Source organism: Pontibacter rufus (assembly GCF_015694705.1).
GTDB classification, from domain to species: domain Bacteria; phylum Bacteroidota; class Bacteroidia; order Cytophagales; family Hymenobacteraceae; genus Pontibacter; species Pontibacter rufus.
In genome coordinates, this window is the sequence record NZ_JADQDR010000004.1 from 50,720 (window position 1) to 63,251 (window position 12,532).

The 12,532-nt window shown below is 53.2% G+C and carries 9 protein-coding genes; 5 read left to right on the top strand and 4 right to left on the bottom strand.

All coding sequences use genetic code 11. The features are described from left to right. Nucleotides 1–181: 181 nt before the first annotated feature. Nucleotides 182–4,126 (bottom strand): AAA domain-containing protein, encoded by a 3,945-nt coding sequence (locus tag I2I11_RS08185; protein ID WP_196267210.1) that lies wholly within the window; start codon nt 4,124–4,126, stop codon nt 182–184. Nucleotides 4,127–4,496: 370 nt separating this feature from the next. Between I2I11_RS08185 and I2I11_RS08190 the strand changes: the two genes are divergently transcribed. From I2I11_RS08190 to I2I11_RS08210, 5 genes are all read left to right on the top strand, one after another. Then, a complete protein-coding gene (locus tag I2I11_RS08190) occupies nt 4,497–5,495 on the top strand; it encodes a hypothetical protein (protein ID WP_196267211.1) in 999 nt (332 codons plus the stop codon). A gap of 65 nt (nt 5,496–5,560) precedes the next feature. After that, the gene (locus I2I11_RS08195; RefSeq protein ID WP_196267212.1) at nt 5,561–6,469 is read left to right on the top strand and encodes a hypothetical protein; all 909 of its coding nucleotides are present in this window, start codon (nt 5,561–5,563) and stop codon (nt 6,467–6,469) included. Between the two features lie 25 nt (nt 6,470–6,494). Beyond that, entirely contained in the window at nt 6,495–7,169 is a 675-nt protein-coding gene (locus I2I11_RS08200; RefSeq protein WP_196267213.1) for a response regulator transcription factor, read from the top strand. A gap of 1 nt (nt 7,170) precedes the next feature. Next, the gene (locus tag I2I11_RS08205) at nt 7,171–8,487 is read left to right on the top strand and encodes a sensor histidine kinase (protein ID WP_196267214.1); all 1,317 of its coding nucleotides are present in this window, start codon (nt 7,171–7,173) and stop codon (nt 8,485–8,487) included. A 113-nt stretch (nt 8,488–8,600) separates the two neighbouring features. Beyond that, nucleotides 8,601–9,476: an NAD(P)-dependent oxidoreductase gene (locus tag I2I11_RS08210; protein WP_196267215.1), complete on the top strand. Its 876-nt coding sequence runs from the start codon at nt 8,601–8,603 to the stop codon at nt 9,474–9,476. Between the two features lie 178 nt (nt 9,477–9,654). Here I2I11_RS08210 and I2I11_RS08215 read toward each other — a convergent pair whose 3' ends face one another. The 3 genes from I2I11_RS08215 to I2I11_RS08225 are packed head-to-tail and all read right to left on the bottom strand — an operon-like array spanning nt 9,655 to nt 12,448. Then, nucleotides 9,655–10,611, bottom strand: coding sequence for a ComEA family DNA-binding protein (locus tag I2I11_RS08215; protein ID WP_196267216.1), 957 nt, complete (start codon nt 10,609–10,611; stop codon nt 9,655–9,657). 7 nt (nt 10,612–10,618) lie between these two features. Further along, nucleotides 10,619–10,780 carry a hypothetical protein gene (locus tag I2I11_RS08220; RefSeq protein ID WP_196267217.1) on the bottom strand — a complete coding sequence of 54 codons (162 nt, stop codon included), beginning with the start codon at nt 10,778–10,780 and terminating at the stop codon, nt 10,619–10,621. Nucleotides 10,781–10,786: 6 nt separating this feature from the next. After that, the gene (locus tag I2I11_RS08225; RefSeq protein WP_196267218.1) at nt 10,787–12,448 is read right to left on the bottom strand and encodes a sodium-dependent transporter; all 1,662 of its coding nucleotides are present in this window, start codon (nt 12,446–12,448) and stop codon (nt 10,787–10,789) included. Nucleotides 12,449–12,532 lie beyond the last annotated feature (84 nt).

A 12,532-nucleotide genomic window follows, 5' to 3' on the forward strand; every position in this document is an offset into this window, starting at 1 on the left:
CGCTGGAACTTGCGCACACTGTGGGGTCTGTATTGATTTAGCTTTACAAAGCTGCCAACTGCCTCCGCTGGTGCGGGCTTGTACCTCGTACCTATACATCTGCAGAGAAAGGTACGAGCTGCAAGCTCGCACCAGCGGAAGAACCAACTCGCACCAGCAGTAGGTACAGCAGCAGTTACTCTCAATTTTTAATGCTTAACTGCGCTGCCAGCTGTTCCGCTACCTGCTGCGGGTTTTCCCAGAACTGGCGGCTGTATACCCACACATAAGGCCAGTGGCGTTGCTGCAGAAGCTGCGGCACGTCGGCATGTGTGTGGCGCACCGAAGGATGACTATAGTATAAATCGTCGTCTGTAAGCACCACGCTGAGGTACTGCTGCCCTTCTGTCCGGGTGAGGTCTGCGAAGGGCACTTCCTGTTGCAGCGCCGGCACCTGCTGCTGCAGGCGCTCCTTTAGCAGGGGCACCTGTGCGGGGCTCGGGGCATGCTTTGGGCTGTACTGGAAATACCTGCGGCTCACCTGCTGCGCATACAACAGGTATTCTTTTAACAGCTTTGGGCCGGGGTGCAGCGTGTGGTCTACCTGCAACTGGTCTGCCCGGATGCTGCTGACCACAAACACATGCTGCCTGGCGCGCGTAATGGCCACGTTCAGGCGGTTTTCGCCACCGGCCTGGTTCAGGCTGCCGAACTGCATGGACATGCGCCCCTGCCCGTCCGGTGCGTAGCCCACCGACAGGATAATCACCTCCTTTTCGTCGCCCTGTATGTTCTCGATGTTTTTGACCAGCACCGATGGCGGAACCGTTACGCCCTGCTGCCGGGCAGCTTCCTCCAGCAAATCCTGTATGAGCATCTGCTGAGTATAGTTAAAAGTGATAACGCCGATTTCCTCTTTGCCTTCCTCCAGTAGTTTCAGCACCATACTTACCACGCGCTCCGCCTCAGGCGTGTTGGCATTGTCCTGCCAGAGGCCGTGCACTTTGATAAACTGGATGGCCGGCTTGCGGGAGTTGGCGTCCTGCAGTTCGGGTATCAGCTCCAGCTTGTGGCCGTAAAAATGACGGTTCGAGAAATCGATAAGCTCGGGATAGCGGCTGCGGTAGTGCTGCGTGAGCATGGTTTGCGGCAGGTATAGGCTGCACAGCTGCAGCAGCGATTCCGCCGACAGCTCCTCGGTTTCCTCTTCGTCGGCAGCGCTCCAGCGGGTGCGGTACAAATCCGAGGGTTTGAGCTGCTGCTGGTCGCCGGCCACTACTACCTGTTTGCCGCGCAGCATGGCCGGAATACCAGTTTCAGCATAACACTGCGAAGCCTCATCAAAAATCACCAAATCAAAGCAGCTCTCCAAAGGAAACACTGCCGATACGGTTTCGGGCGAAGCCAGCCAGCAGGGCACCAGATCCAGAATCTCTTCTGAAAACAGGAAAAACAGCTTGCGGATGGGATACAGGCTCCGCTTTTTGCTGACCTGCGCCTGCAAACGGCGGTACGTTACCACATTGCCCAGCCGGTTTTTTTCGATGTTTTTATAGGTTTGCTCCCGCAACTGCGACAGCACCATTTCCTGGCTCAGCTGCTGTTTTTGCTGTAACAGGTTTTGCAGCTCCGCCTCTGCTGCCGCCAGTCCGCCATTGGAAGGCAGGCGCAATGCCGGGTGTTGCGCCTCCAGCTCGTGCAGCCAGGCCAGGTACAGGCTGTTCAGAAACAGCTTTTCCGCGTCTTCTGCCGAAGCCGTATGCTGGGCCACCAGTTGCAGTATAATTTCCCGCTCCGCCTCCAGGAAAGAAGCAAAAAGCGTATCGTAAGCCACCAGCGTCTCAAAGTGCTGCGGCAGCGTTTGTAGCAGCCTCTCGCCCTGCTGCTTTTCCGTAATCAGGCGCTTTACCTGGGCCTCGGGCAGCCACAGCAGCCATATTTTATACTTGTGCTGAATTTGCTCAATGGCTTCGCTGAGCAGTGCCAGGTGTTCGGGCAGCTTCACTGATTGCAGGTGCTTTTGCTGCAGCACTTTGCTGCGACACAGCTCTTGCAACAATTGTTGCGCCGTAATTGCCTGCTCTGCCGCTTCCAGCTTCCGGATTACTGTCTCCCGGGTGTCGGAGAATCGTATATTTTGTTTTGTGGCAGCATTGATGTGCTGCATCAGCTCTGCCACCTGCTGTCTTAGTTCCAGGCGCTGCCGCAGGTTGGTTACGTTTTCTTCGTCCAGCTCCCAATTGTAACTTGCCAGCGCCTGTTTTAATACTTTTTTCTCCGGCGAGAACAGCCACTTTATACTTCCCAGCAGCTCTTTGCGCTGTTGCTCAAAGGCATCAATCGCTTTTTTTATACCTGCTATGGCTGCGTCGGGTATGGTTGTGTCGGGGCCCAGCGTAGCCAGGTACAGCTCGCGCAGGCGCTGCACCTGTTGGCTAAGCTCCGGTGCTTCTGCCTGCTGCAGGGCCTGCACCGTTGGCAGTACATCCGGCAATGGCAGCATCCGCTGCAGCTCCTGCAGGGCGGGCAGGGCTGCGGTATACCTGGTTAAATCATCCAGCTTAAACGTATAGCCGCTCAGCTCGCTTATACTTGTGTGCAGCTGCCGGTACTGGCCCGGAAGTTCCTGTAAGGTCTGCTCCAGTTGTTGGCGCTGCGGCCAGCCAAAGCCTTTCATGCTGCGCCGTTCGCGCCATACAAAATCTTCCTTTTCGAACACCACGGCCTGCTGCAGATACCGGCGCAGGCGCGGCAGAAACTCGGTAACCGTATCAGCAGTGAAGTACCGGAACCCAGAGGAAAGCGGCAGGTGCGGCTCCTGCAGGCTGCAGCGCAGGTATAGCTCTTTCGGCGACCAGCCGCAGCGGCTGGCATCGAACAGCGCCTGCTTAAAGGTTTCCAGCGTTTGGGTGCAACGGTTGATGCCGCGGCCTACTTCCAGAAAAGTGCGGTCGGTGTAGATGCTGTGGAGCGCCAGGTTCTGCTTTTTATAGGCGTCGAGCTGCTCTATCTGGTGCAGCAGCTGGCCATAAATGGTTTTCTTGTCGGCATTAATATCGTGCACCAGTCCGGCAAAATCGCCCAGTCCCTTCTGTGATAGGCGCTGGTGCACTACGTCCAGCGCCGCCCGCTTCTGGCTTACGACGAGCACCTTTTTGCCGCGCGCAGTAAAATCCGATACCAGGTTGCAGATGAGCTGTGATTTGCCTGTGCCAGGCGGCCCCTGCACCACCACCGACCGTCCCTGCTTCACCGTTTGTAAGACGGCTTCCTGCGAGGCATCCATGTCGAAAGCGGTGAAGGTATGCTGCGCCTGTGTGCCTGTGTTTATACTTGTTTCAGGAGTATAAAACAGGTCTTCCATCTCCTGCAGATCATCGCGCTGCAGCAGCGCATCATAGTCATTTATAAGAAAAGAAGCAGCCTGCGGAAAAATGCCGAGCACCGCCTCCTGCTCCAGGTATAGCTGCCCGGGTTTCAGCGCCTGCTCGTAGTCTGCTTTTTTATAGTCGCGGAAAGGTTTGAGTTTGTCAGCAAAGAAATCGCTGCCGGCATGTATACTTAGCTGATGGGCTTTCAGGAGCTCGTACACCTGTGTCCGGAATTCCAGGGGATGCTGCGGCAGCGTGCTCAGATCCAGTTCGATCAGTTCTTCGGTCAGCGGCGTGCCCATGTAGTGCGCGTAAGCCAGCAGAAAGCTCTGGTTGAACTGCGGCGGCTGCGAAGTATCTGGTACCAGTTCCCACACCTGCGCGGCATTCACCTGCAAGGCTACTGGGAAAAACAGCAAGGGGCAACGTACCGCCGTTCCGTCCGAAAATTTGCCATGTACAAAGGGCCAGCCTACGTATAACTCGCGGCTGCCGCGCTCCTCAAAAATCATGTCGGCCTTGCGCCTGATGTAGCGCAGGCGGCGGCTGATGGCGGCCACCGATGCATGGCGGCTGTCGGCATAAGGGCTCAGCGCTATCTTTTTTTTGCCTGAAAGCAGCTTGTTGATAAGGGCAAAAGCCGGTTCGCTGTTTACAAAATCCAGCGATTCCACATCCAGGTGCAGCTCCCCGGACAGGCGCAGCAATACCAGGGCCCTGTTGCCGGAGCCGAGGTTCAGCAACCTGCGTCGGTAGTTTTTGAGGATGTGTTTCATGTTTAGCTGCCCTGTTAACGAAGAACTGTTAACGAAAGTCTTGCAAAAAGAAGCAAGTTAGCAGGAAATGAATTCAGTTGGAGGCCGCAGTACGGAAGAGCCCTGTATATTTCAGCAGTTATTGCGCCACTGTAGATTGATGCCCTCAGCCAACTGAAACTGAACGGCAGCCATGGTACTCCCGACCAAATACAGGATCTGTAATGACAAACATGGTTGCCAGCTACAGGACTGACATGGGTTCTCTCAGTAAACGTTTTCCGCCTTCCTCAAAAAATAAAATAAATATATAAATAAATAGTTTCTTCATTTTATCTTCATCTTGCTAGTATAGTTTTGGCTCATAAACTATATAAAACGATTTGAACGAATGAAAAAATTAACACTTGTAGCCGCCGCTGTGCTAAGCGCAGCCGCTACCTTCGCCCAGACAAATACTACACAGATTAACACTAAAGCGCAAACTGCCATACAGATTTCTGCCGATGGCCAGAACAGGAAGGCTAGCGCCAGCCACCATACTTCCGGGACTGCAGCTATTTCTGAAGAGGGCACATTTGTAAATGAGGCAGCAGTAGAAAATGCCGCACGGGCAAAAGCAAAAACTACCAAAGAGACGGCCGCGAACGTAAAGGCCAAATCAGAAAGCCAGGGCAAGGCTGTAGCGGAAGTGGCACAGCATACCACAGCAGCAGGCAGCGCGAAAGGCAAAGTGGTGGCAGAAACCGCTGCCTCCAGTGCCTCTCTCGCCGGCGAAATCGCTATCAATGCTACGGCGCTTACAACAACGGAAGTAGCCGCACCAGCCAACACGAAAGACAAACCGGTGAACCATGGCCAGGTAGTAGCAGAAGCAGCGCACAATGCAGAAGCAACCACTACTACAAAAGGCCAGTTGGTAAGTGAAGTGGCTTCTGCCAAGGGTAAACTGGCCAGCGAGATCACCGGCAGTGAAAATGCAGTGGCTCAGGTTGAAATGCCTGACCTGGACGTAGCGCCTCAACAGGAAGATGGCAAAGCAAAGGCCGGAAAAGAGAAAGCCTCAAAAAAAGCAAAGCAAAATGACAAGGACAACCATGGCCAGGTAGTATCTGAAGTAGCGCAAACAACACAGACTGATGCCACGGCGAAAGGCCAGGTAGTAAAAGAAGTAGCCACCGCTAAGCGCCAGAAAAAACCGGTGAAACTGGATAGCAACATTGCCACCGAAACCACAACCAGAGCAACAGGCGCTGCCCGGGTAGTAACTGCCGGTCGTCCTGCAAGTGCGGGCCGCCCGGCCAGAGTGCTGAAAGCTGGCGGAGCCGTTAAACCTGTAAAAGTAAACGGCAAGGTTAAAGTTGGCTCTGTTATTAAAGTTGGTAATTAATTCACCCTTATGCTACAAGCACAGCAGCTTTGCCCTGGCACAGGCTGCTGTGCTTAACTTCTGACATGAAATTACAACCTGCTTTATGGATATGGCTCGGATGGATGCTGTTTGCGCCTGTCCGGACTCAGGCTGCCCCTGCCCCCCTGCGGCCGGCACTCCCCGACACCACTGCCGTCTCTGATTCAGTTACAAAAAAAGGCTGGTGGACGATAGAGCTGGAAACAGCCAATAACGCTTCGTTTTATGGGCGCAACACCGCCCAAAAGTATCCTTATGTTGCCACCACTATCACCTACGCGCATAACTCCGGACTTTGGGCATCGGTAACAAGTTATCAGCTTTTTAACACCGAGGATTACGTTGATGAAACGGATGCTTCGGTAGGTTATAGCTTTAAAATAACACCCCGTGCTACAGGCAATATCAGCTACTCACACTTTTTCTTCAGCCAGAATACGCCGCTGGTGAAATCCGTTACCGCCAATGCCCTAACAGCCTACACGGCTGTGGACTGGAAAATCCTCTATACTGCCGTAACCACCAGCTATGTTTTTGGTGGCAGCAGCGACTTGTTTGTGGTGTTGGACAATTCGCGCTACATTCCGCTTAACCCGCTCTGGAAAGGGAAGCGCGCCATTGGCCTGGATCCTAAAATCAGCATCACGGGCGGCACACAGGAGTTTTCGGAAACGCATACCATCACAGAGCAGAAAAAGAAAGGGATAGGTGGTGCAGTAGGCGGCGTGCTGGACCCGCTTAAGCCCGGCAACGGAGGCAGCACAAACACCACGACTGCTACGGTGCACCGGTTTAAGGTACTTACCTATGATTTTCTGGTGCCCGTGGTGGTGGACTTAGGTAATTTTGAACTGGAGCCCTCGTGGCGTTACTCTATACCCGTAAACCTGCTGGAAGGCGATGAATCTGAAGCGCAATCTTTCTTTACCTTTAAGGCAAGCTGTACCTTTTAATTTTTACACCCTTAGCATAATTTATATGCATGTACTAATTGTGGAAGACGAGGTGAGCCTGGCAAAGGAGTTGGTGCACTTTCTGTCGCAGGAGCATTATAAGTGTGATTGGGCGGCGAACGGCCGCGATGCCTCCGAGAAAATAGCTGTGAATTTATATGATTTTATCTTACTGGATTTGGGCCTGCCCGATTACAACGGCCTGACGCTGCTGCAGGAAGCCAGGCAGCTGGAGCACGAACCGGCTATTCTCATTTTAACGGCACGCGGATCGCTGGAGGAGCGCATTGAAGGACTGGACCTGGGTGCAGATGATTACCTGCCAAAACCTTTTTCGCTGCTGGAGCTGCAGGCACGCATGCAGGCCGTATTGCGACGCAAATTCAAAGTTAAATCGTCGGTGCTGGCGTTCCATGGTTTGGAGCTGGACAGCAGCACCCGCCGCGTAAGTTATCAGGACACCGAAATAAACCTCACCAAGAAGGAGTATGATCTGCTGCATTACCTGCTCCTGCACAAAAACCGCATTCTTACCAGACTACAGCTGACGGAGCATATCTGGGGCAACATTCTGGAAGACGATTATGACTCGAATTACATTGACGTACACATCAAGAACCTGCGCAAAAAGCTCGCTTCCTATGTGTCGGGCGAGTGGCTGGAAACGGTGCGCGGCGTAGGTTACCGGCTAATTCAGTAATATGCGGCTACAATCCAAGCTCACCCTTTTCAGTGCAGCTTCTAAAATTATTATTTTTCTCCTGCTGGTACTGGTGCTACCGCCGCTCATCCATAAGGTGGCCCTGCATAATACCGATGAGCGCCTGCTTCAGAAAAAGGAGCAGGTGCTGCGTATAGTGGAGGAGCAGGGAATCGGAAATTTCATAGCTGAAGGCGATAACAGCGCCTACGGAAGCTACAACCTCCTGAAAGAAGAGTTTATATCCTTGGAGCAGGTGCCCGCCGGCCAGGAAGTAAACTCCATAGAGAACAGCCTGCGCAAAGTAGAGGACGAGGTGGTGGATTACCGGGTGCTGAGCCTTACGTTTCAGATAGATGATCAGACATATCTGCTGGAGATTGGCCGGAGCATCGCCACCATCCGCGAAAGCATCGACATACTTCAGCAATATGCCCTGATTTTCCTGGTGGTTGTGGTCGTGCTGACCGCTTTCGTAGATCTGGCTTTCAATAAAATACTGCTTCGCCCGCTGTCGCTTATCATCAGGCGGCTGCAGCGCATCGGTCACCCCGGCACCTTCCAACCCAAGCAACTGCATACTTCCACCAAAGATTTTATCTACCTGAATGATACCATCAACAGTATGATGGGGCAGGTGCAGGCTGCTTTTCTGAAAGAGAAGGAGTTTATCGGCAATGTATCGCACGAGCTGCTCACCCCGATTTCTATCCTGCAGAACCGCATGGAAAACCTGCTGGCAGATCCCGAAACGCCAGAGCACCTGCTCGTGAAGCTGGTAGATAACCAGCGCACGCTGCACCGGCTCAAAAGCATCGTTCAGGCACTGCTGCTTATCTCGCGCATCGAGAACGAACAGTACCTGAAGAACGAGGCAATAGACATAAAAACGCTGGCCGAAGAGGTGGCAGAGGAAATAAGAGATCGCGCCGAAGCCAGGGAAGTAGAACTCTCTGTTGCCATAGCGGACGACTGGACACTGCCGCAGGGAAATGAATCGCTGCTGTTCACGATGCTGTTTAACGTGGTAAACAACGCTATCAAGTATAACCGTCCGGGCGGAAAGGTTATGATAGAAGGGCGCGTTATGGATAAAGCATACGAACTCTGCATTATCGATACCGGAGTAGGCATAGCAGCAGAGCAACTGCCGCATATTTTCAGCCGCTTTAAACGGCTCCACGCTCCAGACGGCGAAAGTCATGGCCTGGGCTTGCCCATTGTACAAACCATCGCGCAGTTTCACCGCATTAAACTCACTGTTGATTCTGTACCTGGAGCGGGCACAACCTTCTGCTTCCGGTTTCCGGGTGCCTGATGCCGCACCTTTGCCTGTCTATAAAACTTTTCTTTCACTCTTTTCCGAACTATATCTGCTGTTTTACCGCATAAAGGAATCAGTATCTTTAAGCAGTTATACTTTAGACGCACATGAAGGTAGGATTTATAGGATTAGGCCTTATGGGCAGCCGCATGGCCGCCAACTTACAGAAAGCCGGGCACGAGTTGGTAGTATACAACCGCACACAGCAAAGGGCAGACGAAGTGGTAAACAAGGGCGCCACCCGCGCGCAGTCGCCGGAAGAGGTGGCGCAGCAATACCGGGTGCTGTTTACCATACTCTCTACACCTGAGGCAGTGGAAGATGTGGCGCTCGGCCACGATGGCTTTCTGAAAGCACTGCCGGGCAACTCGCTTTGGGTAAACTGTAGTACCGTGAACCCCTCTTTCGCTATAAAGATGGCCCAACACGCCCGGAAAATGGGCCAGCGCTACCTTGATGCCCCGGTATCCGGCACGACAGGACCTGCCGAAAAAGGCGAGCTGGTTTTTTTAATCGGCGGCGATGCAGCTGACATCGAACAGGTGCAGGAGTTGCTGGATGTGATGGGCAAAGAAACAGTGCACGTAGGCGAACACGGACAGGGCTCAGGCATGAAAATGGCCAACAACATGATGCTGGCGCAGGCGATGACAGCTTTTGCCGAAGCGCTTCGGCTGGGAACTTCGCTCGGCATTTCAGAGGAAATGCTCTGTAAAACCCTGCTGAACGGACCGGCGGCAGCTCCTTATCTCAAGCTAAAACAGCCGAAGATTTTGAGCCGCGACTTCTCGCCACAGTTCCCACTGGAGTGGACGCACAAGGATCTGCACCTGGCCAGCGTATCGGCTTATGAGCAGAGTATTGCCTTACCATCGTTGCAGGCCACCAAAGAAATTTATGCGCAGGCAAAGCAACAGGGTTTCGGCGAAGAGGACTTTACGGCCGTATACCGGGTATACTTGCCGGACGGAGAGGAAAAGTAACCGCAGTTATTGGTATCGTCTGTATCCGAATTTCTATAATCAAGGGATAACCAGAATTAGGCGCTTATCCTTTCGCTGGCGCGGGCTTGCAGCCCGTGCCCTTCCTGCACAGTGCTTTTTTATACTTGTTCAGACACTCGCAGGAGTTGAGCACGCTTCGAGGTCTTTGGAGCAGCCGCTATAGCGACAAATAGGGCCGCAGCTTCTGATACAGTTCCGGCGTTACCAGTTTTATCTGCTGCAGATCTTCTATACTTTTAAACTGGCCGTGCTGCTCCCGGTAGGCCACAATGGCGCGGGCAACATTGGAGGTGATGTAGGGATGTGCTTTCAGCTCGTCGGCGGTGGCTGTGTTTATACTTAGCTGTGGCGGGGCATAGGCATCGGGCACAAACGTATACTTGCGCAGGCTGTCTACCACCTCTGGCGACAGGCCATATACTTCCTGCAGTTGTGCCATACTATGAAAGCCGCCCAAGCCATCCCTATACTTTACAATGCGCGCCGACAGTTTGCTGCCAATACCCCTGATTTGCTTGAGTTGTGTGGTGTCAGCGGTGTTGATGTTGAAGGGGGCAAGTATAAATTTCTCGCGCGGCGGGCGGTTGCTGCTCCAGTCCGGACGTGGTTCGGAACGGCTGGAGGCATACTCGCTGCGTTTGCCATACTTACTCGGGCGTTCCTCCGGCAGTTGTATATGAGGATAGAGCCGCCGGAAAACGGAATCCGGCAGCCCGTAAATTTTGCCCAGCTCTGCTTTGTAAGTAAAATCGCCTACTTTGCTGCGGTAATTGAGGATGCGTTGCGCCAGGTACTTCGGCAACCCGAAAGCCTGCCACTCCTCCACCGTCAGCTCGTTTGGGTTGAAAGGCCGCAACGCTACGGTGGCTATTTTATACTTGTCATATCTGTTGCCGCGCTGCTCCGGCTGACGGGCCTCCAGTTGTGCCACCAGGCTGTCAAGCGTTTGCTTATCAGCAGTGATGTAATCTGCAGTGGATGGCTGGTAAAGTTTATTTAAAAGAAATGGTGCTGCCGTGAGCAGCACCATGATGCCTATCAGCCACAGAAAGCCGTTTACTTCGCCTTGTGAAAAGCCAAAGTAACGCCGGATCCAGTGCCTGATTTTCCTCATTTGTTTTTTAAGATTTAGGAAGCTGCCGTTCCGGTTCATCATCGTTGTCGATGTAGGAGTCCGGCTCCGGCCTTGGCGGGGTGCTCAGCACCTTGTAGAAGAAGTATATTGTCAGCCCGGTCACCATGATGATGGTGGTGAGCATGATGATGAGTGCGGATGTATTCATAGTTTCTTAGATTTTCCCTTCTCTCACTCTTTTCTTATAAGCCACATACACCAGCAGTGCGATGCTCAGGAACACGGCAATGAGCAGCACACGCGAGGCATTCACATAAAAGAGCGTGTTTTGCAGCCGCTCCACCTCTGCCGGGTTCACTGCCGCAATCGCTTCGGCCAGCTCTTTCTTTAAACTGCTGTTCATCATCTTCTTGATAATGGAGCTGTCGTCCAGTACCCAGTTGCCGCTAAATGCTGCTCCCCAGTCGCCGCCCTTCGGCGTTACCAGCGAACCGACAAACACCCACAGCAGCAGCAGCGGGGTGATGAACTTGATGATGAACTTGTAAATACCAGGCACTTTGATGTCAGAACCCGAGGTAATCTCCCGCCAGCCTTTCTTCATGCCAAACACCCACGCAAACAGGATAGACTCAAACAAGGCAAAGACCACCAGCGAGACGGTGCCTGCCCAGTAATCATACTCATCAAACACGCCATACTTGAAGAAGAGCACCGTCGGCATGCCCAGCACAAACACAATGATACCGAAAGACCAGGCGGAAGCTTTGCGGCCCCAGTTGAACTCATCCTGCAGGAAGCCCATCCAGGGAGTGCCCATGGCCAGCGAAGAAGTGATGCCGGCAAAGAAGAGCAGGCCAAACCACATCACCCCTGAAATGGCACCCAGCACATCTCCCCACTGGAAGAACAGGTACGGCAGCGTTTTAAAGGCAAGTCCCAGGCCACCCAGCTGCACCAGTTCTGTTACCCGTTCGATGCCCAGGTAGCCGATGGAGATGGGGATGAGAATGGCCGCGCCGAGCACCACTTCCACAAACTCGTTCATCCAGCCGGCAGACATGGCATTCAGGGCAATGTCATCCTTGGAGCGCACGTAAGAGGCATAGCAATGCACGGTGCCCATACCTACCGACAGGGTGAAAAATATTTGTCCGGCAGCAGCCAGCCACACGCTCGGTGACCAGAGCTGCTCGTAATTAGGTGTCCACAGATAGTTCAGGCCAACAGAGCTGTCGTTGATGGCTCCGTCCACACCGGCTGTGATGGTCACCCCTTTGTAGGCCAGGAACATGCCGAAGAGGATGAGCAGGGGCATGCCTACTTTGGCCACGCGCTCCACGCCACCCGAGAGCCCCTGTGAGAGAATGAAGGTGTTGAGCAGCAGGCAAAGTACATAGAAGACGATTGGCTCCAGCGGAATGCCTAAAGTAGACTTGCCGATGCTGATGTAGGAGTTGAAGAAAGCAGCTACTGCATCCTGGTCCATGCCCTCGAAAGTGCCCACAACAGAGTGCAGCATGTAAGAGAGCGTCCAGGATTCTATGTAGCAGTAGTATGCGGCTACGGCTATGTTGGTCCAGATGCCGAACACACCAATATACTTCCAGAGGCGGTTCTTGTGCATGGTATCCACGATAAAGGGCGTGGAGTGATGGCCGAACTTACCGCCAAAGCGCCCCATCGACCATTCGATCCAAAGAAGTGGAATCCCCATCACTAAAAAACAAACAAGATAAGGAATGATGAAGGCACCGCCGCCGTTCTGCACAGCCTGCACCGGAAATCGCAAAAAGTTTCCGAGCCCCACTGCGTTGCCGGCCATGGCAAGAATAAGACCCACACGCGAGCCCCAGGATTCTTTGTTAGCACTCATAGAGGAAGTAGTAGTGTTTGATTATTTTAAGTTTACTGGTTAACGAACGTCTTTCAAAGCTTACAATATAGGCAAAGCATCTGA

Excerpts from the sequence above, each read along its gene's own strand:
- I2I11_RS08205 (WP_196267214.1), top strand. The coding sequence starts at position 7,171 with ATGCGGCTACAATCCAAGCTCACCCTTTTCAGTGCAGCTTCTAAAATT.
- I2I11_RS08215 (WP_196267216.1), bottom strand. The coding sequence starts at position 10,611 with ATGAGGAAAATCAGGCACTGGATCCGGCGTTACTTTGGCTTTTCACAA.
- I2I11_RS08225 (WP_196267218.1), bottom strand. The coding sequence starts at position 12,448 with ATGAGTGCTAACAAAGAATCCTGGGGCTCGCGTGTGGGTCTTATTCTT.
- I2I11_RS08190 (WP_196267211.1), top strand. The coding sequence starts at position 4,497 with ATGAAAAAATTAACACTTGTAGCCGCCGCTGTGCTAAGCGCAGCCGCT.
- I2I11_RS08200 (WP_196267213.1), top strand. The coding sequence starts at position 6,495 with ATGCATGTACTAATTGTGGAAGACGAGGTGAGCCTGGCAAAGGAGTTG.
- I2I11_RS08220 (WP_196267217.1), bottom strand. The coding sequence starts at position 10,780 with ATGAATACATCCGCACTCATCATCATGCTCACCACCATCATCATGGTG.
- I2I11_RS08210 (WP_196267215.1), top strand. The coding sequence starts at position 8,601 with ATGAAGGTAGGATTTATAGGATTAGGCCTTATGGGCAGCCGCATGGCC.
- I2I11_RS08185 (WP_196267210.1), bottom strand. The coding sequence starts at position 4,126 with ATGAAACACATCCTCAAAAACTACCGACGCAGGTTGCTGAACCTCGGC.
- I2I11_RS08195 (WP_196267212.1), top strand. The coding sequence starts at position 5,561 with ATGAAATTACAACCTGCTTTATGGATATGGCTCGGATGGATGCTGTTT.